This window comes from Actinophytocola xinjiangensis (assembly GCF_001921215.1).
GTDB lineage: Bacteria > Actinomycetota > Actinomycetes > Mycobacteriales > Pseudonocardiaceae > Actinophytocola > Actinophytocola xinjiangensis.
The window spans coordinates 40,577-63,887 of record NZ_MSIF01000015.1 but is presented as its reverse complement, the minus strand read 5'-3'; the positions used below and the strand labels follow the sequence as shown (position 1 = coordinate 63,887).

The 23,311-nt window shown below is 72.4% G+C and carries 24 protein-coding genes; 10 read left to right on the top strand and 14 right to left on the bottom strand.

The genetic code is table 11. The features are described from left to right. The 4 genes from BLA60_RS26725 (at position 1) to BLA60_RS26710 (ending at position 4,180) form a co-directional block, all read left to right on the top strand. Positions 1–1,083 (top strand): Gfo/Idh/MocA family protein, encoded by a 1,083-nt coding sequence (locus BLA60_RS26725; RefSeq protein ID WP_075135762.1) that lies wholly within the window; start codon positions 1–3, stop codon positions 1,081–1,083. Beyond that, positions 1,080–1,940, top strand: a complete 861-nt coding sequence (locus BLA60_RS26720) for a DUF6807 domain-containing protein (RefSeq protein ID WP_075135879.1) — start codon at positions 1,080–1,082, stop codon at positions 1,938–1,940. Before BLA60_RS26725 ends, BLA60_RS26720 begins: the two co-directional genes overlap by 4 nt. A 13-nt stretch (positions 1,941–1,953) precedes the next feature. Then, positions 1,954–2,814, top strand: a complete 861-nt coding sequence (locus BLA60_RS43630) for an SEC-C domain-containing protein (protein ID WP_154814621.1) — start codon at positions 1,954–1,956, stop codon at positions 2,812–2,814. A gap of 94 nt (positions 2,815–2,908) precedes the next feature. Further along, positions 2,909–4,180 (top strand): phospholipase D-like domain-containing protein, encoded by a 1,272-nt coding sequence (locus tag BLA60_RS26710; protein WP_162293011.1) that lies wholly within the window; start codon positions 2,909–2,911, stop codon positions 4,178–4,180. A 69-nt stretch (positions 4,181–4,249) separates the two neighbouring features. Here BLA60_RS26710 and BLA60_RS26705 read toward each other — a convergent pair whose 3' ends face one another. From BLA60_RS26705 to BLA60_RS26660, 11 genes are all read right to left on the bottom strand, one after another. After that, a complete protein-coding gene (locus BLA60_RS26705; RefSeq protein WP_075135759.1) occupies positions 4,250–4,756 on the bottom strand; it encodes a polyketide cyclase in 507 nt (168 codons plus the stop codon). Between the two features lie 23 nt (positions 4,757–4,779). Next, positions 4,780–5,622 (bottom strand): SDR family NAD(P)-dependent oxidoreductase, encoded by an 843-nt coding sequence (locus BLA60_RS26700; RefSeq protein WP_075135758.1) that lies wholly within the window; start codon positions 5,620–5,622, stop codon positions 4,780–4,782. A 140-nt stretch (positions 5,623–5,762) separates the two neighbouring features. Further along, complete coding sequence (locus BLA60_RS43625; protein WP_154814619.1) at positions 5,763–5,903, bottom strand: hypothetical protein; 141 nt, start codon at positions 5,901–5,903, stop codon at positions 5,763–5,765. A 37-nt stretch (positions 5,904–5,940) separates the two neighbouring features. Next, entirely contained in the window at positions 5,941–6,381 is a 441-nt protein-coding gene (locus BLA60_RS26695) for a lasso peptide biosynthesis B2 protein (RefSeq protein ID WP_075135757.1), read from the bottom strand. After that, on the bottom strand, positions 6,378–6,632 hold the full coding sequence (locus tag BLA60_RS26690) for a lasso peptide biosynthesis PqqD family chaperone (protein WP_075135756.1): 255 nt from the start codon (positions 6,630–6,632) through the stop codon (positions 6,378–6,380). Before BLA60_RS26690 ends, BLA60_RS26695 begins: the two co-directional genes overlap by 4 nt. Then, positions 6,629–8,044 (bottom strand): asparagine synthase-related protein, encoded by a 1,416-nt coding sequence (locus BLA60_RS26685; RefSeq protein WP_162293010.1) that lies wholly within the window; start codon positions 8,042–8,044, stop codon positions 6,629–6,631. The genes BLA60_RS26690 and BLA60_RS26685 overlap by 4 nt, the downstream gene beginning before the upstream one ends. A 516-nt stretch (positions 8,045–8,560) precedes the next feature. After that, complete coding sequence (pcaDC, locus tag BLA60_RS26680) at positions 8,561–9,673, bottom strand: bifunctional 3-oxoadipate enol-lactonase/4-carboxymuconolactone decarboxylase PcaDC (protein ID WP_075135754.1); 1,113 nt, start codon at positions 9,671–9,673, stop codon at positions 8,561–8,563. Continuing rightward, positions 9,663–10,442, bottom strand: coding sequence for a PIG-L family deacetylase (locus BLA60_RS26675; protein ID WP_075135753.1), 780 nt, complete (start codon positions 10,440–10,442; stop codon positions 9,663–9,665). The genes pcaDC and BLA60_RS26675 overlap by 11 nt, the downstream gene beginning before the upstream one ends. An 11-nt stretch (positions 10,443–10,453) precedes the next feature. After that, on the bottom strand, positions 10,454–11,677 hold the full coding sequence (locus BLA60_RS26670; RefSeq protein WP_075135752.1) for an MFS transporter: 1,224 nt from the start codon (positions 11,675–11,677) through the stop codon (positions 10,454–10,456). Positions 11,678–11,841: 164 nt separating this feature from the next. After that, positions 11,842–13,494 (bottom strand): ABC transporter permease, encoded by a 1,653-nt coding sequence (locus tag BLA60_RS26665; RefSeq protein WP_075135751.1) that lies wholly within the window; start codon positions 13,492–13,494, stop codon positions 11,842–11,844. Beyond that, positions 13,491–14,414, bottom strand: coding sequence for an ABC transporter ATP-binding protein (locus tag BLA60_RS26660; protein WP_075135750.1), 924 nt, complete (start codon positions 14,412–14,414; stop codon positions 13,491–13,493). Before BLA60_RS26660 ends, BLA60_RS26665 begins: the two co-directional genes overlap by 4 nt. Before the next feature lie 94 nt (positions 14,415–14,508). Between BLA60_RS26660 and BLA60_RS26655 the strand changes: the two genes are divergently transcribed. Further along, on the top strand, positions 14,509–15,000 hold the full coding sequence (locus tag BLA60_RS26655; RefSeq protein WP_075135749.1) for a GbsR/MarR family transcriptional regulator: 492 nt from the start codon (positions 14,509–14,511) through the stop codon (positions 14,998–15,000). Between the two features lie 9 nt (positions 15,001–15,009). Continuing rightward, positions 15,010–16,647, top strand: coding sequence for a DUF885 domain-containing protein (locus BLA60_RS26650; RefSeq protein WP_075135748.1), 1,638 nt, complete (start codon positions 15,010–15,012; stop codon positions 16,645–16,647). Here the strand turns inward: BLA60_RS26650 and BLA60_RS26645 are convergent. Beyond that, positions 16,634–17,515, bottom strand: coding sequence for a DUF8017 domain-containing protein (locus BLA60_RS26645; protein WP_154814618.1), 882 nt, complete (start codon positions 17,513–17,515; stop codon positions 16,634–16,636). The two genes, BLA60_RS26650 and BLA60_RS26645, sit on opposite strands and share 14 nt — an antisense overlap. 123 nt (positions 17,516–17,638) lie before the next feature. On the opposite strand from BLA60_RS26645, the gene BLA60_RS26640 reads away from it, so the two are divergent. Both BLA60_RS26640 and BLA60_RS26635 read left to right on the top strand, forming a co-directional pair. Then, complete coding sequence (locus tag BLA60_RS26640) at positions 17,639–18,841, top strand: thioester domain-containing protein (protein WP_075135746.1); 1,203 nt, start codon at positions 17,639–17,641, stop codon at positions 18,839–18,841. A 66-nt stretch (positions 18,842–18,907) separates the two neighbouring features. Beyond that, positions 18,908–19,492 carry a putative glycolipid-binding domain-containing protein gene (locus tag BLA60_RS26635; RefSeq protein WP_154814617.1) on the top strand — a complete coding sequence of 195 codons (585 nt, stop codon included), beginning with the start codon at positions 18,908–18,910 and terminating at the stop codon, positions 19,490–19,492. A 382-nt stretch (positions 19,493–19,874) separates the two neighbouring features. Here BLA60_RS26635 and BLA60_RS26630 read toward each other — a convergent pair whose 3' ends face one another. Together BLA60_RS26630 and BLA60_RS26625 are read right to left on the bottom strand one after the other, a co-directional pair. After that, positions 19,875–20,855 (bottom strand): prephenate dehydrogenase, encoded by a 981-nt coding sequence (locus tag BLA60_RS26630; protein ID WP_075135745.1) that lies wholly within the window; start codon positions 20,853–20,855, stop codon positions 19,875–19,877. Positions 20,856–20,893: 38 nt separating this feature from the next. After that, positions 20,894–22,123, bottom strand: a complete 1,230-nt coding sequence (locus BLA60_RS26625; RefSeq protein WP_075135744.1) for a M20 metallopeptidase family protein — start codon at positions 22,121–22,123, stop codon at positions 20,894–20,896. A gap of 111 nt (positions 22,124–22,234) precedes the next feature. On the opposite strand from BLA60_RS26625, the gene BLA60_RS45725 reads away from it, so the two are divergent. Continuing rightward, complete coding sequence (locus BLA60_RS45725; protein WP_075135743.1) at positions 22,235–22,726, top strand: tRNA adenosine deaminase-associated protein; 492 nt, start codon at positions 22,235–22,237, stop codon at positions 22,724–22,726. Further along, positions 22,723–23,181, top strand: a complete 459-nt coding sequence (locus BLA60_RS45720) for a nucleoside deaminase (RefSeq protein WP_075135742.1) — start codon at positions 22,723–22,725, stop codon at positions 23,179–23,181. Before BLA60_RS45725 ends, BLA60_RS45720 begins: the two co-directional genes overlap by 4 nt. The last annotated feature ends 130 nt before the right edge of the window (positions 23,182–23,311 follow it).

Sequence of the window (23,311 nt, the reverse complement as noted above, 5' to 3'; positions counted from 1 at the left end):
ATGGCGACCTTCGACAGCGCGATCGTCGGCACCGGCGAGATCGCGGGCTTCCACGCGGCCAGCCTCAGCCGGCAGGCCACCCGTTCCCGGATCGTCGCGGCCACCGACATCGACCGCGCTGCCTTACGCGCCTTCGGCGAGAAGTGGTCGGTGCCCGCGCTCTACCCCGACCTGGACACCCTGCTCGCCGCCACCACCCCCGACCTGGTGCACCTGTGCACCCCGCCCGGCCTGCACGCCGCCCAGGCCGTCACGGCGCTGCGCCGGGGCGTGCACGTGCTGTGCGAGAAGCCGCCGGTGCTCAGCCTCGCCCAACTCGACGAGATCGCCGAGGCGGCCGCCGAGGGCGGCGCCACGTTCGCGACGGTGTTCCAGCACCGCTTCGGCAGCCGCGCGGAGGCGTTACGCCGGCTGGTCGGCGACCCGCGCCTCGGCCGGCCGACCACCGCGGTCTGCCACACCCTGTGGTTCCGCCCCGACGAGTACTTCGCGGTGCCCTGGCGCGGCGGCTGGGACGTGGAGGGCGGCGGCCCGACGATGGGCCACGGCATCCACCAGTTCGACCTGCTGCTCTCGATCATGGGGGAGTGGCGGGAGGTGGTGGCCGTGGCCGCCCGCCAGGCCAAACCCACCGCCACCGAGGACCTGTCCTGCGCGATCGTCACCTTCGCCAACGGCGCGGTCGCCACCGTCGTGAACAGCGTGGTGTCCCCTCGCGAACGCAGCTACCTGCGGTTCGACTTCGAACACGCGACCGTCGAGCTGGACCACGTCTACGGCTACGGCGACGAGGACTGGACGGTCACCGCCGCCCCCGGCCACGCCCAGGACGTCGCCCAGGCCTGGGCGGGAGGGCCGACCGGTGTGCGCAGCGGGCACGACGCGCAGCTGGGCGCGGTGCTCGACGCGCTGGCCGCCGGCACCGAGCCGCCGGTGTCGCTGACCGACACCCGGGCCACCGTCGAGCTGATCGCCGCGACCTACGCCTCGGCGTTCACCGGCGAACGTGTCCGCGCCGGCGACCTCGGACCGGACTCGCCGTTCTACCGCCGCATGGACGGGACGGGCGCGCCGTGGTCATGACCCTGGTCGAGGAACACGGCCTCGCCATGCGGATCCGTTGCGACGGCACGGAGATCGCCCGCTACGTCTACCGCCCCGACGACCCGGCCCCGGAGTCCCCGAGGCCCTATCTGCATCCTCTGCGGACCCTCGGCGGGCAGGTGGTGTCGCTGCACCGCCCGCACGACCACGTGTGGCACAAGGGGATCGCCTGGTCGCTGCCCAACGTCGGGCCGGCGAACTTCTGGGGCGGCACCACGTTCCGCCGCGACCGGGGCTACGAGCAGCTGCCCAACAACGGCGCCATGCGCCACACCGGCTTCACCGAGGTGACCGCCACGCACGAGGTGGTGCGCCTGGCACACACCCTGGAGTGGGTGACCGAGCAGGGCGAGGTGTGGTTCACCGAGGCCCGCACCCTGTCGTTCGGGGTGGCCGACGGCGCGTGGGCGCTGCGTTTCGGCACGGAGTTCACCAACGTGTCCGGCCGCGAGATCGTGATCGGCAGCCCGACGACCGAGGGCCGCCCCAACGCCGGCTACGGCGGCCTGTTCTGGCGCGGACCGAGGTCGTTCACCGGCGGCAGCGTGCACGTGCCCGGCCGGGTCGGCGGCGACGAGCTGATGGGCGTGCGGGCCCCGTGGCTGGCCTTCCGCGGGCGCCACGACGGCGCCGGCGGCCAGTCCACGCTGGTGTTCGTGGCGCCGGAGGAGCCGAAGTGGTTCGTGCGGTCCGAGCCGTTCGCCGCGGTGTGCCCGGCGCCGTTCTTCGACCGCGAGGTGCCGGTCGCCGCTGACCGCGCGCTGTCCCACCACTACACCGTGGTGATCGCCGACGGTGCGCCGGACCCGGCCGCACTGGCCCGGGTGGTGGCTTGAGTAATCTCCGCCCATGGCGTTACGTGGTGTGGTAACCGGAGACGAGATCGATTTCGCGGTCCGCGATGCCCTCGACGCTGGCGCGCCGGACGCGACGATCGCCCGGCTGATGGCGGCGGTGGATGACCCCGCGCTGCGCGGCGTGGAGTTCTCGGTGGCGAACGCGATGCTGGCGGTCAGCGAGGTGCAGCTGAAGTTCGGCCGCCCGGCCGACGCGGAGGCGACCTTACGCAGAGCCGTCGCCGACGACGTCCGCGACGAGGACGTCGAGGTCCTCGCCTACCTGGCGGCGTTCCTGGCCGACACCGGCCGGTCCGAGGAGGCGACCCGCGAGTGGACCCGGCTGGTCGACCTCGGCCGGGCCGGCGCGACCGAGCACCAGGTGTACGGCGAGGCCCTGGAGGCCGCCGGCGACCTGGACGCCGCGGTCGCGGTCTACACCGCCGGCCAGGCGCTGACCGAGGGCGGCCTGGCGACCCAACTGCGCAAGGCCGCCGACCGCGCCCGCGCCGGCCGGCCGACCGCGCCGGCCCCCCAGCGGACCGTCCCGCCGACCGTGCTGTTCTGGCCGAAGTCGGAGCACACCCGCGCGGTGGCCACCTGGCCCACCCTCAAGGACGACCTCGGCGCCGACTGGGACGACCACCGGACCCTGGTCGAACGCGCCCTGTCCCGGGCCGACACCCCGACCTACGGGATCGCCGACCACAACGCGTTCGCCGTCCGCACCAAGGGCCTGCCCCCGATCGGCACGACGCTCAGCTCCTACCTGCGGACCCTGCCGGTCGCCGGTACCTGGCCCCCGGAGGGCGGCGCGGCCTGCTGGTGCGGCTCTGGCCAGCGCTACAAGCGCTGCTGCCGCACCCGGGGGTAGTTGGTCAACTATTTGCATACCCATTCGGCTGCTCGTGCAGGACTAACGACGCGAATTACGATCCGTCTCCTTGTCGCCGACGAAGGAGACGCCCGTGAGAAGACGCCTGTCCAGATCCGTGATCGTGGCCGCGCTGAGTATCGGACTACTGAACGTGGCGGCCGTGGCCGCCTCCTCGGAACCCGAGGTGGCGAACGCGCCGGTGGCCATCAGCCCGGACCTGGTGAACGAGAACGTGCTGTTCGCCTTCGACCACCCACCGATCGTCGCCAGGGCGAAGGCACTGATCGACGCGTCGACGCCCGGGTCGAAGATCGACCTGCCGCTCTACTACTTCAACCAGCAGACGATCATCGACTCGCTGAAGCTGGCCAAGGAACGCGGCGTCGACATCCGCGTCCTGCTCGACGGCCACATGCGGGGCCAGTGGCAACACACCGCGCTGAGGGCGTTCCTCGGCGCGGACAAGTCCCAGCCGTCCTACGTCGCGGTCTGCGGCAACCGGGTGGCCGACGGCGACTCCTTCGTCGCGTCCCGGGGCTGCATCGGCACCCGGCAGTTCGGCGGCGACAACGACCCGAGCTATGCCCTCAACCACAACAAGTTCATCACCCTGTCCGGTGTCCTGCTGACCAACGGCACCGTGGCCACCAACGTCACCTACATCTCCTCGGCCAACCTGGACACCTACGACGCCTACCAGAGCGCGCTGACCGTCACCGACCCCAAGGTCCACCTGTACTACTCGTTCTACTTCGCAGACCTGGAGTTCCACCAGAGCAGCACCGGCGACGACGCCTACAACCGCCGGTGGGGCGCGGCGGCCGACCCCTACCAGCTGTTCGCCTTCCCGTTCCACGAGACCGGCGCCGACAGCCCCTACGACGGCACCAACGACCCGATCGCGAACATCCTGCGGACCGAGGCGTGCACGGCCGGCGGCAGCATCAAGGTCGCCAACTACCGGATCCAGCGCGCCGCCGTGGTCACCCAGCTGATCGCGGCCGCCAAGCGCGGCTGTGTGGTCCAGGCCGTGTTCGGCCAGTCCGGTGACAACCCCGAGACGCCGGACGACGAGACGTTCGCGGCGTTGAAGGACCTCGCCGCCCCGGACAGCGGCATCATCGTGCGCCAGTGCGGCAGCGCCGCGGCCTACGGCGGCATCCCCATGCACGAGAAGTTCCTGACGATCAGGAAGGACGCCTCGACCGCGCCCCAACTCCTGGTCGGCAGCGCGAACCTCACCTACAAGGGCCTGCGCCAGTCCGACGAGAACGTCCTGCGTGTGCGGGACGCCGACATCATCGCCAAGTACACGGCCCGCGCCGACGACTTCTACCGGCTCTGCAAGGTCTGGACCCCGTGAACCCGACGGCGTGGCGCCGAACGACTCCCGCGCCACGCCGTCCCCCGGCCGGCGGCGCCGACATCACCCTCAGGACCCGGTCAGGGACCGCTCGGCCAGCCGCTTCAGGTTCAGCAACTGGCGCCGGGCCATCACCAGGTCACCCACCGACAGGCCGAGGGCGACCAGCCGATTGGTGCGCAGGACGACCTTGAGCAGCAGCCGGGTCGTGTCCGGCCGCTGGGGGACCAGGACGTAGGACAGGTAGGCGCCCATGATCCTGCCCGTCAGCTGGCGCCCCGCCTCGACCGAGACGATCCGGCCCAACTGCCGGCGGCCCGCGGTGGTGAACCGCTCGCCGACCCGGGGATCCGCCAACCCGACCAACGTTCTCGGCGAACGACGGCCGAGGTTGTCCAGCCAGTCGTAGGAGTACGGCGCCAGCCGCACCTGCGCGACCCACGGCCAGACGACCCCGGCCGGGGCGTGGACGTCCACGCCCCGCCAGGCACTCAGCGTGGGCGCGGTGACGAAGTCGTCGCACGGGTAGCGGAGCAGGGTCTCGCCCTCGCTCACGCCCCACCGGTCACCGAGCATGACTCCATCATCCACGGGGTTTCTCAGATCAGGCCGCGGTGGGGGGCGCGGGGTTCGAGGGCGGCGGCCAGGTCGGTGGCGAAGGCGTCGGCGATGTCGTGGACGTCCCAGTGGTCGCGGTCGAGGATCGGGTGTTTGACGGCGGTCTGGCCCAGCACGTACAGGGTGCCGCGGCGGAACCGCAGGAGTTGGCCGGTGACGCCGGCGGCCAGGTCGCTGAGCAGGTAGGTGACCAGCGGCGCCATGTGTTCTGGCAGGTCGTCGGGGTTGCCGGTGGGTTTGGTGTCGGCGACGGCCAGGCGGGTCCAGGCGACCGGGCAGACGGCGTTGGCGCGGACGCCGTGCTCGGCGAGGTCGCCGGCCCAGGCGAAGGTCATCGAGGCGATGGCGCCCTTGGACGCGGAGTAGGTCGCGGCGGTCGACTGGCCGACCAGGGCCAGTGAGCCGGCGTTGACGATCGACCCGCTGCCCTGGGCGACCATGTGGCCGGCCGCGGCGATGCCGCAGTTCAGGGTGCCGAGCACGTTGACCTCGATCAGCGCGCGGGCCTGGTCGGGGTCCTCGGCCCACAGCGGGGCCTGGTGGCGCAGCCCGGCGTTGTTGACCAGGCCGTCGACGGCGCCGTACTCGGTGACGCACCGGTCGACGAGTTCTCTGGCGTACCCGGGGTCGACGACCGACCCGGGGCTGGCGCTCGCCCGGCCGCCGTTGTCCCGGATCTCGCGGGCGACCTCGGTGACCACGTCCGCGTCGATGTCGTTGACCACCACCGCCGCGCCGGCCTCGGCGGCGTGGCGCGCGTAGGCGCGGCCCAGACCTCGGCCGGCTCCGGTGATGACCACGGCCTTGCCGTCCAACACTCCCATGGGGACAGCGTGACGCCGGGAAAGCCGGCAGCGGCGGGAAAAGCGGTGAGCAGCCGGTGTGCGGCGGTGGGCGGCGCGCGACGCACAGCGGGGGTGGTCGCGGCACGGCACCCGGTCTCCCGGGTGCCGTGCCTGGCGGATCAGAACCAGCCGGGACCGATCGGGTCGGGGAACCCGGCCACGACGAAGCCGGTGGCGCCCCGGAAGGTGCCCGCCTCCTCGAAGGTCGGCGGCTCGTAGACGACCGTGCCGGCCTCGTTCTCGACGATGTCGTTGTGCATGATCACTCCTTTCACTTGTGGGATTACGCGGTACCGCTCAGGAGCGAGCAGTACGAGGGGGGACCACCAGCTGGCGGCCGACCTGCTCGGGTCCGACGTTCTCGCGGACCAGCCGGCCGTCCACCTCGATCCACGCGTGCGCGGAGAACGGCGGCGTCAGCACCACGCCGGTGCACCAGCTCGCCCACGTCCCGTGCAGCCGGCACAGCAGCACGGCGGCGATCGAGCGGGGCAGGCAGGCGCGGTAGGCGTTGAGGCCGAGGCTGGAGGACAGCACCGAGTGCACCGCCAGTTCCGCCTCGGCGAACGTGGCCGGCCGGGCGCCCCGGCGGACGAACTCCAGCACTCGGCGCAGCCGGTGCGGCGGCAGGAACACCAGCGGCCGGGCCACGGCGATCGCGATCCGCGTGCGCAGCCACAGCAGCGGCGGCCGGTTCCGCAGCCGGTCGTCCCACGGGATCATCACGTTGACGGTCACGGCGCGAGCACCCCCGCCGCGCGCATGGCCGCCAGCAGCGCGGCGACGTCGGCCGCCGCGCGGTCGGGGTCGACGGCGAACCGGCCGACGACCCTGGCCACCGCGTCACGTTCGGTGCCGCCCGCGCGCAGGGTGTCGACCACCAGGCCGGCGGTCGGGTTGAGCTTCCAGTAGCGGCCCTGGCGCTGGTCGAGCAGCACGACGCCGTAGTCGGTCTCGGTGACGGTGACGTGTCCGGCGAAGGCGGTCATCGGGCACCTCGCAGCCACAGCTCGGCGGCCAGCGTGGCCGACAGGCCGGCCTCGGCCAGTTCGGGCGAGTCGGGCACGGCGCAGATCCGCCGCAGCCGGTCGGTGTCGACGAGCCCGGCCCTGGCCAGCGCCGAGTCGTCCCACAGGGCGGTGAGCGCCTCGCGGTGGCGGCGCAGCCCGCCGGCGCTGGCGGCGCTGCCGGTGGCCTTGGTGCGCCTGGCCAGCACGTCCTCGGGCACCACGCCGCGCATCGCGGTGGTCAGCAGGCCCTTGTAGGCGAACGGGGAGGTCCGGTCCTGTGGCCGCACCGACAGCGCCGAGGTGACCACGTGGTCGTCGAAGTAGGGCAGGGCGATCGGGACGCCGGCCGCGCGGTGCACGTCGTGCCAGGCGGCCATGTCGCGGGTGGTGAGGTCGATGGCTTCCAGCTCCAGATGCCGTCCCCTGGTCGGTGCCAGCGGTTCGAGGTCGGGCGCGGCGGCGGCCAGCGCCTCGGTGATGAGGTCGACGCAGTCGTCGGTGAGCCAGGCGGCGGTGCGCGGGCGGTACTGCCAGGCCAGGCGCACGGTGGACAGTTCGTGGGCGGTGGTGTCACGCGGGTCGATGCCGGCGAACGCGCGGCGGAACGAGCGCCGGTCGCCCAGGGCGGACAGCACGTCGCGCCACGGCCAGGAGAACAGCGCCCGGTAGCCGCGCAGCCGCTGGGCCGACAGCCACGGCCGGGTCAGCAGCAGCGAGTGGTAGTGCGCGGGGAAGCCGAGGAACAGGTGGTCGCCGCCGATGCCGGTCAGGTGCAGCCGGGAGCCGCGCGCGGCCATCCGCCGCACGGACGCGGTGGTGCGGTGGCGGGTCGTGACGATGCCGCACGGGTTGTCGAAGCGGTCCCGCTCGTCGACCAGACCCTCGTAGAACAGGCCCCATTCCTCGGGCGGGTAGAGGTCGTGGTCCACGCCGGGCAGGTGGGCCGCCGCGCGCCGCGCCCACAGCGCGTCGTCGGTGGTGTGGTCGGCGCCGGTGCACAGGACCAGGTCGTCGGGGCGCAGGTCGCGGGCGGCGAGGAAGGCCACCGAGGTGGAGTCGAAGCCGCCGGACAGGTCGGCGCTGACCAGCCCGCCGCCCCGGGTGCGCAGCGCGACGGCGGCGGCGAGTTCGGTGCGGACCGCGCGGGCGCCGGGCGCCAGCGGCACCACCGGTTCCGGCGGCCGGTGCCAGCGCACCTGGCGGGGGCGGGGATCGCGGTGGGCGAGCGTGAGGTACCGGCCGGGCCGCACCGCGTGCACGCCGGTCCACATCGGACTGTCGGTCAGCGGGTACGGGGTGGGGAACATCAGCCGGGTCGCCAGCGCCCGGGGGTCGACGTCGGCGCCGGTCAGCCGGGCGAGGGTGGCGGCGCGGTCGGCGGCCACGACCACGCCATCGACCGTCGTGTAATAGATCCGCCGAACGCCGTAGGCGGTTCCCTGTATTCGCAGTCGCCCGTCGATCGAGGCAATGGTGTGGAAACTGCCGCGCCAGTCGGGAAGAACGTGATCCAGATGTTCGACAGACCGCAGTCGGGTCAGGGTGGATTCGAGGCCGCGGTCGGTGACGTCGGAAAGTCCGATGAGTGTCAGGGCGTTCTGACCAGCGGAAGCCGTGCGCAGATCGTCCCAGTGGCCGGCGATCCAGGGCCGGCCGGACGGATGGCGGATCGTTTTCCAGTCCGTTGTGTCCCACTGCGCGAACAGTCTTTCGGCCTCAGCCGAATCAGGGAGGACAACGAATTCCGGCGCATTCATCCGAGCCCCCTTTCGCCGATGTTCACCCACCATAGGAGTCGGGTTCGGGGGCGTTCCACACTCATTCGAGATGTTGAAGCGGCGTTGACACCTCAGGCGCGCGCGGCAGGGTGCGCGGGACCGCCCGCGCCGACGAGTCCTCGCCGGGGGCTAGGCCTCGTCCTGGAGGACCCGGTTGGCCACCGCGAAGGCGCGGTTGGCCGCCGGAACCCCGGCGTAGACCCCGGTGTGCAACAGCACCTCGGCGATCTCCGCCGGGCTCAGGCCGTTGCGCAGCGCGGCCTTCACGTGCATCGCCAGTGCCTCGGGGGCGTGCAGGGCGACCAGCGCCGCCAGCGTGATCGCGCTGCGGGTGCGCCGGTCCAGCCCCGGCCGCGTCCACACCGCACCCCAGGCCGCGTCGGTGATGTGGTCCTGGAACGGCCGGGTGAACTCGGTCGTGGCGGCCACCGCGCGGTCGACGTGCTCGTCGCCGAGGACCGCGCGCCGCACGGCCGGCCCGAGCAGCGGCCGCAGGTGGTCGATGATCAGCCCGGTGAACTCTCCGGGGGCCTGGACGTTGCCCAGGTGCGCCACACCGTCGACCACCGCCAGCCGCGCGCCGGGCACCGCCGTGGTGATCGCCAGGCCGTGCTCGGGCGGCGTCGCCTGGTCACGCGAGGCCGAGACCACCAGCGTCGGCGCGGTGATCGAGCGCAGGTCCCCGGCGAGGTCCATCGTCTCGATGGCCGCGCAGCACGACGCGTAACCGCTCGCGGACGTCGAGGTCACCATCGCCCGCAGCCGCGCGGTCAACGCCTCGTCCGCCGGCTCCACCAGCCACCGGCCGACGATCGCGTCGGCCAGCGCGTCCATCCCCGACTCGCGGGCGGTGGCCGCGCGCCGGGCCCACCTCGACGGCGGGCCGAGCGCGGCCGACGTGCAGCACAGCACCAGCCGCTCCACCCGCGCCGGCTCGTGGATCGCCAGCCACAGGCCGACCATCCCGCCCAGCGACAGCCCCACGATCGACGCGCGGTCGACCGCCAGTCGGTCCAGCAGCGCGACCAGGTCACCGCCCAGGTCGGCCAGCGAGTACGGGCCGGGCGGCGCCGGTGAGCGGCCGTGACCCCGGGTGTCGACCCGCACGACCCGAAAACCCGCCGCCACCAACGGTTCCAGCTGCGGGTCCCACATCGTCAGGTCGCTGCCCAGCGACCCGGACAGCACCACGACCGGGCCGCCCACCGGCCCGTGCACCTCGTGGTGGAGCTCAGTCGCCATACAGGTCGTACTCGTGGATGCCGGGCTTCGCGCCGACCCGGATGAACGACTCGGTGCCGAACGCCACCCGGAACACCTCGTCGGGCATGGCGAGGAAGAACGACTCCTCGCTGATCTGGCTGGCGTGCGCGCGCATCGCTGCCCGCTTCTGGTCGGTCCACTTCGTCACGTCGACCTCGGTGGTGATGATCGCCTCCGGCGAGCCGAAGCTCTCGTCGAACTCCGGCGGCTCCTGGCCGTCCTCGCCCGTGGCGAAGATCTTCCGCGAGCGGTTGGCCGCGTCCCGGTTCATCGTCGCCTGGTAGACCTTCGGCGTGCCGGCGAGTTCGGCGGCCCGCAGCCCGACGCGGTGTACCTGGATGTGGTCGGGGTGGCCGTAGCCGCCGTGGTCGTCGTACACGGTCAGGATCTCGGCGTTCTCCTCGCGCAGGATCGCCGCCAGCCGCTGCGCGGCCTCCTCGACGTCGGCGGTCCAGAAGGTGCCGGCGACGTCGTTGGTCGGCTCGCCCATCATCCCGGAGTCGGTGTAGCCCAGGAACTCCACGCGGGTCGCGCCGAGGATCTCGGCCGCGTCGTTGGTCTCCCTGACCCGCCGCTCCCACAGCTGCTCACCCTCGTCGAGGAAGCCGTCCTCGACCTCGCCCAGCTCGCCCCGGGTCGCCACCACCAGCACGACCCGGTGCCCCTCCTCGAAGGCCTTGCGCATCACGCCGCCGCAGTTGATGGCCTCGTCGTCGGGGTGGGCATGGAAGGTCACCATCGTTGCCATGAACGTAGAACCTACGCTTTCGTTTCCGTTTCCTCGGCAGGACTTCCGGTGTCGCGGGGCAGGGTTTCCGGTGCCGGCAGCCACACCAGCGCCGCCACCACACACAGCGCGCCGGTCACCGCGAAGGCCATCGTGTAGGAGATCTGGTCGGCCAGCAGGCCGGCGATGATCGGGCCGAGCACCGCGCCGATGTCCGAGGACATCTGGAACGTCGCCAGCACCGGACCGCCGCGCCCCTTGGACCCGATCACGTCGGCGACCGTCGCCTGTTGTGGCGGGGCGAGCAGCCCGGCGCCCAGCCCGGCGACCACCGTGGCGATCATGAACGTGAGCACCGAGTCGGTCCAGCCGACCCACACCGTGCCGCCGCCGGCCACCAGCAGGCCGACCATCACCACCGGTTTGCGCCCGATCGTGTCCGCCAGCCGCCCGGCGACCAGCAGCATCACCACGTTGCCTGCCGCGAACACCGCCAGCGCCGTGCCGGCGAACGCGTCGTCCTGGCGCAGCACCTCGGTCACGAACAGCGGCACCAGCGACACCCGCACGCCGAACACCGCCCACCCGTTGGCGAAGCCGGAGCCCAGCGCGGCCAGGTAGGCGCGGTGGCGCAGCGCGTCCCGCACGGTGACCGCCGCCGTCGTGTCGTCGCTGACCCGCGCCGCGAGCGTCGAGTTCCGCAGGAACCACCAGACGATGAACACCGCCACGAACAGCGAGCCGGCGTAGACCAGGAACGGGGTGCGCAGCGAGATCGTCAGCAGCCCGCCGCCCAGCAGCGGGCCGGTCACGTTGCCCAGCAGGAACCCGGTGCCCCACAGGCCCGACGCCCGGCCGCGCAGCGGCGCCGGGGTCAGCCGGATCAGCAGCGCGACGGCCGACACGGTGAACATCGTCGAGCCGATGCCGCCGACCGACCGGAACACCAGCAGCTGCCAGTACTCGGTGGCGAAGGCACAGGCCCCGGTGGTCACCGCGACGATCGAGATGCCGCTCAGGTAGACCTTCTGCTCGCCGAGCAGGGACACCAGCCGGCCGCTGGCCGGGGCGAACACCAGCCGGAACACCGCGAACGCGCTGACCACGATCGACGCGGCGGTCACGCTCACGTCGAAGCTGCGGGCGAAGGTCGGCAGTGCCGGGGCGACCAGTCCGAACCCGGCGGCGATCACGAAGTTCGCCGCGACCAGCACCCAGACCTCGCTGGGCAACCGGGCTGTCTCTGGTGCCGTCACCGTCTCTGCCGATGCGGCGCCCACGCGCGACCACCTGCCCCACCTCGTCGTCCAACCCGGTCTGCCTGGCCATAACCCCACCGGGTGGCCAGGCATTCCGGGTCAGACTCACATGGTGCGATCAGGGTTCGGTCGGGCCGTGCTGAGCTCGGCTGGTGGGCAGCTCAGCTGGTGGACAGGTCTCGCCTGCGGAAACCGGCCAGCCCGGCCACCATCAGTACGGCGGCGATCGCGGTCAGTACGACCAGCGGGGTGAGCGTCAGGTCACCGCCGGGCAGCCGCGGGGTGTGGCTGAACGGGGAGAGGTCCATCAGCCCCGCCGGCAGGTTCAGGATCTCGCCGAACTGGCCGAGCAGCAGGAACACCACCAGCGCCGCCCACCCGGCCAGCACCAGCCCCGGCGCCAGCCCGAACACCGCCACGGTGATCCCGACCAGCACCCACACCGCCGGCAGCTGCACCAGCGCGGCCACCAGCACCCGGCCGATCTGGCCGAAGTCGTCGACCGCCGCGCCGTGCGCGAACCCGGCGAACAGGCCGAGTACCGCCGCCAGCAGCGCGCTGCCGACCAGCGCGACCGTGAGGTGGCTGGCCGCCCAGCGCAGCCGGCCGACCCCGGTCGCCAGCAGCGGCTCGGCCCGCCCGCCGGTCTCCTCGGCCCGCAGCCGCAGCGTCGCCGAGATGCCGTAGGCGGCCACGATCACGCCGATGATCGCCATCTCCGCCGACAGGAACGCGTCGGTCAGGCCGCGTTGGCCGCCCAGCTTGGTGATCATGTCGCGGAACTGGTCGTTGTCGGCGATCTCCCCGATCTGCGAGGCGATACTGCCCACGATCAGCCCGCCCAGCGCCATGCCGACCAGCCAGCCGGTCAGCGAGCCCCGGTGCAGCCGCAGCGCCAGGGCCAGCGGCGAGGACAGCCTCCGCGCCGCCCGCTCCGGGCCGGGCCGCTGGGCCAGCAGCCCGGCGCCGTGGTCGCGCCGGGCGACCAGCGCGTAGGCCGCGACGGCCACCAGCACGGCGAAGACCAGCAGGTAGGTCAGCACCCACCAGCGGTCCCCGGCGAAGGGCCGCACCTGCTGGGCCCAGCCGATCGGCGAGAGCCACGACAGCCACGTCGAGGTGTCCACCCCGGACGCGTCACCGGCCGCGCGCAGCAGGTAGGCGGCGGCCAGCACCGCCGCGCCGATCCCGTTGGCCGTGCGGGCGCTCTCGGTGACCTGCGCGGCCAGCGCGCCGACGGCGGCGAACGCGATGCCAGCGCCGGCCCAGGCCAGGCCGAAGGCCAGCGCCCCGGCGGCCGGCAGCCCCGACCCGATCAGCGCCAGCGCCGTGAGCAGCGCCAGCGCCAGGCTGGTGGCCACCGACAGCAGCAGCGCGGCGCTCAGCGTCGCGTACCGGCCGACGACCGCCGAGCCGATCAGCTCCAGCCGTCCGCTCTCCTCCTCGGCGCGGGTGTGCCGCACCACCATGAAGATCGACACCAGTGCGACCAGCGCCGCGCCGAACGCGCCGAGCTTGATCAGCGACACCGCGCCAAGCGAGGTCGGGTCGAACACCCGGCCGTAGAGCGCCAGCGTCGCCGGGGCGTCGTTGATCGCCGTGGCGGCCCGCACCCGGGACTCGACCGTCGGGAACAGCTCGGCCGACGCCGAGGCCGACCCGGCGGCCATCACCACGAACAGCAGCACCCACAGGGTGGCGACGATCCGGTCGCGGCGCAGCGCCAGCCGCACCAAGGCGCCGGTGCCGGCGAAGCCGTCACGCTGGGCGGTCACGGCCGCCCTGGCCTGCGCGGGAACGGCGGTGGTGGTCATGACCGGACACCCGCCGCGTGCCGGCCGTTCCCGGCGAGGTCACCCTCGTAGTGGCGCAGGAACAGCTCCTCCAGCGTCGGCGGCTGGCTGGTCAGGCTGCGCACGCCGACCCTGGTCAGCTCGCGCAGCACCGCGTCGAGCTGCTGGGTGTCGACGTCGAACCGGGCCTGGTTGCCGTCGATCTTCAGGTCGTGCACGCCGGGGTGCTCGGCGAGCCCGGTCGGCGGCCCGGCCAGCTCGGCGGCGATGGACGTGCGGGTCAGGTGCCGCAGTTCGGCGAGCGTGCCGGTCTCCACGGTGCGGCCGAGACGGATGATGCTCACCCGCTCACACAGGGTCTCCACCTCGGCCAGGATGTGGCTGGAGAGCAGGACCGTGCGGCCGCGCTCGCGCTCCTCGGTGACGCACTCCTGGAACACCGACTCCATCAGCGGGTCCAGCCCGGAGGTCGGCTCGTCGAGCACCAGCAGTTCCACGTCCGAGGACAGCGCCGCGACCAGGGCGACCTTCTGCCGGTTGCCCTTGGAGTAGGTGCGGCCCTTCTTCGTCGGGTCGAGGTCGAAGCGCTCCAGCAGCTCGTCGCGGCGGGTCTGGTTCAGGCCGCCGCGCAGCCGGCCGAGCAGGTCGATGACCTCGCCGCCGGACAGGTTCGGCCACAGCGAGACGTCGCCGGGCACGTAGGCCAGCCGGCGGTGCAGGGAGGTGGCGTCGGCCCACGGGTCGCCGCCGAGCAGCCGGACCTCGCCGGCGTCGGCGCGCAGCAGGCCCAGCAGGACCCGGATGGTCGTCGACTTGCCGGAGCCGTTGGGGCCGAGGAAGCCGTGCACCTCCCCGGTTCGCACCGTCAGGTCGAGACCGTCGAGCGCACGTGTCTGGCCGAAGGTCTTGACCAGGCCGGACACGGAGATTGCCGTTGTCATGGGTCCGACGCTAGACCTGTTTTCACAAATTTGTGAAGTTAAGAAAGCGTATAAACTGACTGGGTTCACACCATCCAGGAAGGAGGATCACACCGTGGCCGACACCCAGAACGCCGAGAGCGAGAACGCGGAGGCCGCGGCCCGGTTCGCCGAGCGCTTCGCCCTGCTGCTCGTCGAGGCCGGGGTACCCAGGATGCCGGCGCGCGTGTTCGGCGCACTGCTGCTCGACGAGGACGGCCGGAGCACGGCCAGCGACCTCGCCACCCAACTGCGGGTCAGCCCCGCCGCCATCTCCGGCGCCGTGCGCTACCTCCAGCAGGTCGGCCTGATCCACCGCGCCCGCCAGCCCGGCGAACGCCGCGACCACTACGAGGTCACCGACGACCTCTGGTACGAGGCCTACGCCAACCGCGACAAACAACTCGAACAGTGGGCGATGCTCATGGGCGACGGCGTCGCGGTCGTCGGCGAGAACAGCCGCGCCGGCGCCCGCCTGGCCGAGAGCCGCCGGTTCTTCGAGTTCCTGCGCGGCGAGATCCACGGCATGATGGAACGGTGGCGCGGCTACCAGCGCGAGCACCGGTAGCTTGGCCAGGTGTCCGACACCCCGAACGCACTCGCCGACGAACTGCTCACCGTCACCCTCACCAGGGAACCCCTGTGGGCGACCATCCTCGGCATCCCCGGCCATGACACCGACCTCGCCGACCGCTCGGCAGCCGCCGACGACACGGTCCGCGCCCGCTGCCTCGACCTCGCCGCCAGGGCCGAGGCCATCGACCCGGCGCCCCTGACCGCCGACGAGGAGGTCACCAGGGCCGTCGTCGCCCACCAGGCGCGCTCCACCGTCGACGAACTCGACGGCCGGGGTGTCGAGTACGCCATCTCCGACCTGTTCGTCAGCCCCGTCGCCGAACTGCTGCACATCCTGCCGATGGTCGTCCTGGGCACCGGCGAGCAGGTCGAGTCCTACCTGGAACGCCTGCGCGCGGTCCCCGCCTACCTGGACACCGTCGCGCGACGCCACCGCGAGGGTGTGGCCGCCGGCCGCGTCCCGGTCGCCCGGCTGGTCCGCTCCGCCGTCGCCCACCTCGACCGCCACCTGGCCGACACCGACACCGACCCGCTGGCCCGCCAGCCGCTCACCGGCGACGCCGCCGACCGCCGCGCCGCCCTGCTCGCCGACGTCGTCCGCCCCGCCCTCGCCGGCTACCGCCACGTCCTGGACACCGAGATCGCCCCGCACGGCCGCGACGACCAGCACCCCGGCCTGTGCTGGCTGCCCGACGGCGACGCCATGTACGCCGGCCTCGCCCGCCACCACACCACCACCGACCGCGACCCCGACGAGCTGCACCGCACCGGCCTGGAACTGATCGAGGCGCTCACCGAGGAGTACGCCGAGACCGGCGCCCGGGTCTTCGGCACCCGCGACCGGGCCGAGATCTTCGCCCGGATGAGCGGCGACCCGGCCATGCGCTGGCGCGACGGCGACGAACTGCTCGACGCCGCCCGCGACGCCGTCGTCCGCGCCGAGGCGGCCCTGCCCGGCTACTTCGGCCGCCTGCCGGCCACCCGCTGCGCCATCGAACCGATCCCCGCCGCCGACGCCCCCGGCGCCCCGGCCGCCTACTACGTGATGCCCTCGCTGGACGGCAGCCGCGCCGGCACCTACTTCGCCAACACCGACCGCGCCACCGAACGCGACCGGTTCGCCGCCGAGGTCGTCGCCTTCCACGAGGCCGTCCCCGGCCACCACCTGCAGATCGCGCTCGCCCAGGAACTGACCCACCTGCCGCTGCTGCGCCGCGTGGCCACCCCCAACGCCTACGCCGAGGGCTGGGGCCTCTACACCGAACGGCTCGCCGACGAGATGGGCCTGTACTCCTCCGACGTCATGCGGCTGGGCATGCTGGCCATGGACTCGATGCGCGCCGGGCGGCTGGTCGTGGACACCGGCCTGCACGCCAAGGGCTGGTCCCGCGAACGCGCCGTGACGTTCCTGCGGGACAACACCCCGATGTCGGACCTGGAGATCGGCAACGAGACCGACCGGTACACCGTCTACGCCGGCCAGGCACTGTCCTACATGGTCGGCCGGCTGGAGCTGCAGTCGATGCGCGCCCAGGCGCAGGCCCGGCCGGACTTCGACCTGAAAGCCTTCCACGACACCGTGCTCGGCAGCGGCCCGCTGCCGCTGACCGTGCTGCGCACGGTCGTCAGCCGACCCTGACCGAACCCAGTACCTCCTGGGCGACCGTCGTCGGCAGGGACTTCGGTTCCGCCGGCCCGCCGGCGACGTCGCTCACCACCACCAGCATCGCCACCCCCGCCGGTTTGCCGTCCTCCTCCAGCAACACGCCCACGATCGCGATCTCGCCCTCGGTCGCGTCACACGCCGGCGTGGACACCCGCGGGGTGACCTTCGCGGCCAGCCGCGCCGCCCGGCGCCCGTCGATCTCGAACTCCTCCGGCTCGGGCACCGAGACCTTCGCGGTGTCGCCGAAGGCCTGCGCGGCGAACGCCTTGGCGAAGTCCGTGACCGTCTTGTCCAGGTCGAGATCCTTGCCGTCCTTGGCCTGCACGTCGCCGCTGGTGGCGTAGGTGCGGACGTAGGTGCCGCTCTCGCACTGGTAGGACCCGTAGTCGGCGGTGCCGGTGAAGTCGACGCCCAGACCGCTCGGCCGGGTCGAGGACACCACCTTCCAGTCCGGCGGCACGTCGTAGACCAGCCCGGAGTCGGCGCTGTTGTCGACGGTCTGCCACCCGTCCCGGTTGCCCGGTCGCGTCGTGGGTTGGGTCGTGGGCCGGGTCGTCGGTTCGGTCGAGGGCGTCGAGGTCGGCGCCGGGGGAGCCGACGAGGTCGGCTGGGCCACCGGCGTCCCCGACTCCCGGTTGAGCAACACGATCGTCACCACCGCGCCGACGATCACCGCGATCGCCAGCACACCGAAGATCATCGGCAGCCGTGAGGACCGCGGCGGCGGAGGAGGAGGCGGTGGGTACCCGGGCGGTTCGGGCGCCACGTGGTAAGGGTCCTGGCCGTAGGGCTCGGCGCCCCAGCCACCCTGGTTCCCGCTCTCGCCGTGCCAACCGGTCACCCCCGGGACGATAGTCCGACCCGACAGGGAGTTCACAGCGTATGCGCTAATGACCCCCGGTGACCGGAGCCGATCTCGTCGGCGGATACGCTGCGGCTCCACCAGATCTACTAGGAGAGCTCTATGGCCAGCAGGTTCAGGGCCGCCCGCGCCGGAGTCGCGGCGCTCGGTGCGGCAGTGACCTTGATGACGACCGCGGCCCTGCCGGCCGCCGCCGAGCCGGTCACCGGCTTCCCCGACGGTGCGGTCGACGGTTACCACGTCAACATGGGCAGCGGAAAGCTCAAGGAGATCCTGGCCAAGCTGATTGGTTTTAGGCTTTCCGACGGCAGCAAGCTCGACATGTACTGCGTCGAGATCCGCACCAACCTCGACCACAAGCGGGAAATGCAGGAGCAGCCGTGGGACTCCTACCCGGCCGCCGACTCGCCCTTCCACGCCAACCGTGACCGGATCAACTGGATCCTGCACAACAGCTACCCGGTCGTCGAGCGCCAGGCGCTGGCCAAGACCCTGACCGACAAGGGTGTCGACCTGCACGCCGGCCTCAACCGCGAGGAGGCCATCACCGGCACCCAGGCCGCGATCTGGCACCTGAGCGACGGTGTCGACCTCAACCGCAAGAACCCGCTGCCGGTCGTCGGCAAGGCGTTCGACGCGGACGTGCTGGCGCTCTACGACTACCTGATCGGCGAGGACAACGTCGGCATCGGTGACCAGCCGACCCCGGCGCTGGAGATCAGCCCCAAGGAGCTGACCGGCAAGGCCGGCGAGCGCATCGGCCCGTTCACGGTGACCACCACCGGCACCATCGACTCCCTGAAGTCCGAACTGCCCGAGGGCGTGCGGATCACCGACGCCGAAGGCCGTGACCTGGACGCCCGCACCCTGGAGAGCGGCAGCGAGCTGTACCTGGACGTCCCGGCGGACGCCCCCGACGGCGAGACCACGTTCGAGGTGACCGCCAAGGCCACCGTGGACACCGGTCGCCTGTTCGTCGGCCTCGGCTACGAGGAGAAGAAGACCCAGTCGCTGATCGTGGCCAAGGCGTCCAACAGCGAGATCACCGTCAAGGCCAGCGCCAACTGGACCGCCGCGCCGCCGGTCGAGACCTCCACGACCCCGCCGCCCACCACCGAGACCTCCACCAGCACCCCGCCGGAGACGACCACCAGCGAGTCCACCCCGGTCCCGCAGCCCAAGGCCAACGAGAGCGACCTGGCACAGACCGGTGCGTCCGTCTTCGCCCCGGTGATGATCGGCCTGGTGCTGGTCGGTGCCGGTGCGGGTGCGCTGCTGTTCCTGCGTCGACGCCGTCGCGCCTGAGCGGTTTCCCCGTAAGGTTGAGGATCACGCGGCCCGTCCGTGACCGTGGGAAGGGCAGGACGACACGTGACCTCGCGCAAGCCGCTCATGATGACCTGGCAGGGAGTGGCCGCGCCGTACCTGGAGTCCGTCCGCCTACTGGTCTCCGACGGCCGGCTGCGGGCGACCGGCAGGATCGTCGCGGCCACCAGCCAGGATCCGTTCCACGCGTCGTTCGAACTGACCGTCGCGCGGGGCGGGGAGGTCGGCAAGGGCCTGCTCCGCACGACCACCGCTGACGAGGAACGCCAGGTGTCGGTGGGCCGGACGCAGGACGGTGTGTGGTTGGTCGACCATGGCCACGGCACCGAACGCAACGAGTTCGACGGTGCGAAGGACGTGGACGTGACCGGGGCGGTCACGTTCACGTCCTTGCCCATTCGGCGGTTAGGGCTGCACCGGGAGGCCGGGGAGTACGAGCTTCCGGTGTTGCAGGTTTCCATGCCGGATCTGTCGGTCCGGTTGGTACGGCAGACCTACCGGACGGTGTCGGTGTCCTCGTCCGGCGCTGTGATCAACTATTCCGTTCCGGGTTTCAGCGCTGATCTCACCGTGGACCCGGACGGTCTGGTGATCGACTACCCGGGGATCGCCTCCCGCGTTCCGCGCTAGCTCCCGCGGCCGTTCCCGAGTCATCCGGAGTTGTCCACAGGCACCCCGGTCGTCACCGAGAACTGTCGGTCATCCTTGCTAGACTGGAAAACGGGGGGATCCCCGTGGGCTGACCTGCGAAAACATTGATTTCCGGTCGGCTCCCGGGTTCGCGGGGGGTCCTGTCCCGCCAACCCGGCGGGCGCGGGCTGATGGCCGAGGACCCAGCTACCCAGTCGCCCGTCGCAGTCGTCATCACCGCGCTCAGCCTTGGACAGGAAGCCGCTCGTGCGCCGGCCCCGGCTGGCTCCGGCCCGGGCGACCGGCGGGAACGTTCGCCCGCTCGTGCCCATCCGCCGTCGCGAACCGGTCGCCGCGCTGACCCGGTGCGGCGCGGTCGCGTTCAGTCGTCCGGCAGGCAGGCGACGGCCACATCGCCCTCGAGTCGGATCACTCGGCCGCCGCCGGCTCCCAGTGCCCGTAGTTCGTCCATCGCTTCCTCGCCCGTGACCCCGATCCGCAGCTCGTCGCAGCCGCGCACCCTGGCTTCCCGCAACGCCACCAGCGCGCCGCGGGCGTCGTGCCCGCCGCGCACGGTCGCCGCCAGACCTCCGGTGGAGGCCAGCGCGCCCCGGGCCGCCCCCAACCGTCCGAGCGCGTCGTCGACGGCGTCCAGCAGCGCGGTCCGGTTTCCCTCGCACATGGCCAGCACCAACTCCGGCCGGGTGCCGGCCACCCGGGTTCCGTCGGTGAACGAACCGGCTGCCAGCGACAACGCCAACGGACCCCCGTCCGCCCCGGTCGAGGCCAACACGGCGGCGAGGATGTGCGGCAGGTGCGAGATGCGGGCGACCGCCGCGTCGTGTTCCCCGGCGGAGGCCGGCACGACGTGCGCCCCGCAGTCCAACGCGAGGCTCGCCGCCGCGAGCCAGGCGTCAAGCGGGGTGTCGTCCTCGGAGGCCACCACCCAGGGCGCGCCGTCGAACAGTTCGGCGTCTCCGCCGGCCCAACCGGATTCCGACCGGCCGGACATCGGATGTCCGCCGGCGTACCGCACGCCGGGCGCGAACCGCGCGACGGCATCGACCACCGGCTCCTTCACGCTCACCACGTCCGTGAGCAGGCACGACGGCGCGACGGCCCCGACGACCCGCAGCACGTCGGGCACTGCCGGCAGCGGCACGGCCACCACGACGAGCGCGTCCTCGGCGACGGCTTTGGCGAGCGCGTCCTCGGTCGAGGCGACGGTGAACCCGTCGGCGACGGCGGCCGAGGCGTCGGTCTCGGACGTGGTGGCGCCCCAGGCCTGCCGCCCGGAGCGGGCGGCCGCCCGCAGGACCGAGCCGCCGATGAGACCGAGTCCGATCACGCATACCGCTCGCATGGGCTCCATCATGGTCCACGACTCTGGAGAGCCGCTGTTCAGCGCAGGGTGTCCAGGGCGAACGCCGCGTACATGGCGACTCCGTGCGCGAACGCGGACTCGTCGAAGTGCACGCGGTTGGAGTGGTTGGGCGGCGCGGAGTCGGGTTCGGAGCCGGGCGGGCAGGCGCCGAGGAACGCGAGCGTCGCCGGCACTTTCTGGGCGACGTAGGAGAAGTCCTCGGAGGCCATCAGCGGGTCGGGCATGACGGTGGCGTGCCGCTGGCCGAGGACGGACGCGGCGAGGTCGAGGACCCGGCCGGCGACGGCGTCGTCGTTGACGGTCGGCGGGTAGCCGGTGACGAGTTCGAAGTCGGTGGTGGCGCCGTGCGCCGCGCCGATGTGCCGGCACACGGCTGGGATCTGTTCGAGTACCTCGGCGCGTGCGGTTTCGGACAGGGTCCGCACGGTGCCTTCGAGTTCGGCGGTCTCGGGGATGACGTTGGACGTGGTGCCGGCGGTGATCCGTCCGACGGTCAGCACGGCCGGGTCGAACACGGAGAACCGCCGGGTGACCATGGTTTGCAGTGCTCCGACCATCGCCGCGGCGGCGGGGACGGGGTCGATGGCGTGGAAGGGCATGGCGCCGTGCCCGCCGCGTCCGGTGACGGTGACCGTCCAGGCGTCGGCGCTGGCCATGATGGGCCCGGGTTTGGCGGTGATCACCCCGGAGGTGGCGGTGGCGGTGATGTGCAGGGCCAGGGCGCGTTCGACCGGTCGCCCGCCGGCGTCCAGGACGCCTTCGTCGATCATGTGCCGGGCGCCGTGGTGGCCTTCCTCGCCGGGCTGGAACATGAAGATGACCCGCCCGGACAGGGCGTCGCGCCGCGAGCTGAGCAGCCGCGCGGCGGAGGCCAGCATGGCGGTGTGCGTGTCGTGGCCGCAGGCGTGCATGTGCCCTGGTTCCTCGGAGGCGAAGGCGAGGCCGCTGTCCTCGGTGAGCGGCAGCGCGTCCATGTCGCCGCGCAGCAGGACGCTGGGCCCGGGGTTGGCACCGTTGAGCACGGCGATCACCGAGTCGCAGGATTCGCCGGTGGTGACGTGCAGGTCGAGGCCGTCGAGGGCGTGCAGGACCGCCGCCTGCGAGCGGGGTAGCCGCAGGCCCACCTCCGGGTGCTTGTGCAGCTGGCGGCGCAGGGCGACCGTGCGCGGTTGCAGCGCGCGGGCGGCCTCGACCAACCCGGTGAACCGGGGGTCACGCGCCAGGGTGGGGATCTCGGCGGTAGTCATGTGTCGATGGTCTCACCGGCGGGGCGGGGGCGCGGGCCTCATTACCGCTGCCGGTGACCGTCTGGCAACCCTCTTCTTTCGGCCGGTGGACATCAGGAATACCGTGTGCACATGTCCGACAAGGATGCGGTGCCCGGTTTCGCGGTGGCGGTGGTACGCGAGGACGGCCGCTGGCGATGCACCGCCCTGCCCGAGTCGGCGCTGGCCGAGCTGGACCTGGCGATCACCGAGCTGCGCAAGGTCCGCAGCACGGGCGCGGTGTTCGGCCTGCTGGGGGTGGACGACCAGTTCTTCCTGATCCTGCGCCCCAGCCCGGCTGGCCTGTCGCTGCTGGTGTCCGACGCGGCGGCGGCCCTGGACTACGACATCGCCGCCGACGCCCTGGACCTGCTCCGCGTCGAACCCCCCACCGAGGACGACGACGAGGACGTGTGGCCGGAAGGCGCCCTGGACATCCTCGCCGACATCGGCCTGCCGGCGGCGGAACTCCAGGTCATCGTCGGCGAGGTCGACCTGTACCCCGACGAGCAGCTGCACATGATCGCCCAGCGCTGTGGGTTCGCCGACGAGTTCAGCAAGCTCCTGGACACCATCCCCCAGTGACCCCCGCGAACGAGATTCACGTCCGCCGAGCCCTGGACGTGGCCCGCGAGGCCCTGGCCACCGACGACATCCCCATCGGCGCGGTGGTCCTGTCCCCGCAGGGCCACGAGTTGGCCGCCGCCCCCAACGCCCGGGAAGCCCTCGGCGACCCGACGGCGCACGCCGAGATCCTCGCCCTCCGCCAAGCCGCCCGGACCCACGGAGACGGCTGGCGCCTCACCGACTGCACCCTGGTGGTGACGGTCGAGCCGTGCACGATGTGCGCCGGCGCCGCCGTCCTGGCCAGGGTCTCCCGCGTCGTCTTCGGCGCCTGGCAACCGAAAACCGGCGCCGCCGGCTCCCTCTGGGACGTCCTGCGCGACCGCCGCCTCCCCCACCGACCGGAGGTGGTGGGCGGCGTCCTGGCCGACGAGTGCACGGCGTTGCTGGAGCGCTTTTTCGCCAACCACCGCTGACGCCGCGCCGATCGGGTTTCCCCTGCCCCGCCTCTCCTGGCGTGGTGACGACCCGGACCGACCAGCGCGACATGTCATGGCGAGAAGCGGGCAGAGCGGCGGGCAAAGCCCTGCTGGACAGCGTGCGCGA

Excerpts from the sequence above, each read along its gene's own strand:
- BLA60_RS26725 (WP_075135762.1), top strand. The coding sequence starts at position 1 with ATGGCGACCTTCGACAGCGCGATCGTCGGCACCGGCGAGATCGCGGGC.
- BLA60_RS26720 (WP_075135879.1), top strand. The coding sequence starts at position 1,080 with ATGACCCTGGTCGAGGAACACGGCCTCGCCATGCGGATCCGTTGCGAC.
- BLA60_RS43630 (WP_154814621.1), top strand. The coding sequence starts at position 1,954 with ATGGCGTTACGTGGTGTGGTAACCGGAGACGAGATCGATTTCGCGGTC.
- BLA60_RS26705 (WP_075135759.1), bottom strand. The coding sequence starts at position 4,756 with ATGCTCGGTGACCGGTGGGGCGTGAGCGAGGGCGAGACCCTGCTCCGC.
- BLA60_RS26700 (WP_075135758.1), bottom strand. The coding sequence starts at position 5,622 with ATGGGAGTGTTGGACGGCAAGGCCGTGGTCATCACCGGAGCCGGCCGA.
- BLA60_RS43625 (WP_154814619.1), bottom strand. The coding sequence starts at position 5,903 with ATGCACAACGACATCGTCGAGAACGAGGCCGGCACGGTCGTCTACGAG.
- BLA60_RS26690 (WP_075135756.1), bottom strand. The coding sequence starts at position 6,632 with ATGACCGCCTTCGCCGGACACGTCACCGTCACCGAGACCGACTACGGC.
- pcaDC (WP_075135754.1), bottom strand. The coding sequence starts at position 9,673 with ATGGCGACTGAGCTCCACCACGAGGTGCACGGGCCGGTGGGCGGCCCG.
- BLA60_RS26675 (WP_075135753.1), bottom strand. The coding sequence starts at position 10,442 with ATGGCAACGATGGTGACCTTCCATGCCCACCCCGACGACGAGGCCATC.
- BLA60_RS26665 (WP_075135751.1), bottom strand. The coding sequence starts at position 13,494 with ATGACCACCACCGCCGTTCCCGCGCAGGCCAGGGCGGCCGTGACCGCC.
- BLA60_RS26660 (WP_075135750.1), bottom strand. The coding sequence starts at position 14,414 with ATGACAACGGCAATCTCCGTGTCCGGCCTGGTCAAGACCTTCGGCCAG.
- BLA60_RS26640 (WP_075135746.1), top strand. The coding sequence starts at position 17,639 with ATGGCCAGCAGGTTCAGGGCCGCCCGCGCCGGAGTCGCGGCGCTCGGT.
- BLA60_RS26630 (WP_075135745.1), bottom strand. The coding sequence starts at position 20,855 with ATGCGAGCGGTATGCGTGATCGGACTCGGTCTCATCGGCGGCTCGGTC.
- BLA60_RS26625 (WP_075135744.1), bottom strand. The coding sequence starts at position 22,123 with ATGACTACCGCCGAGATCCCCACCCTGGCGCGTGACCCCCGGTTCACC.
- BLA60_RS45725 (WP_075135743.1), top strand. The coding sequence starts at position 22,235 with ATGTCCGACAAGGATGCGGTGCCCGGTTTCGCGGTGGCGGTGGTACGC.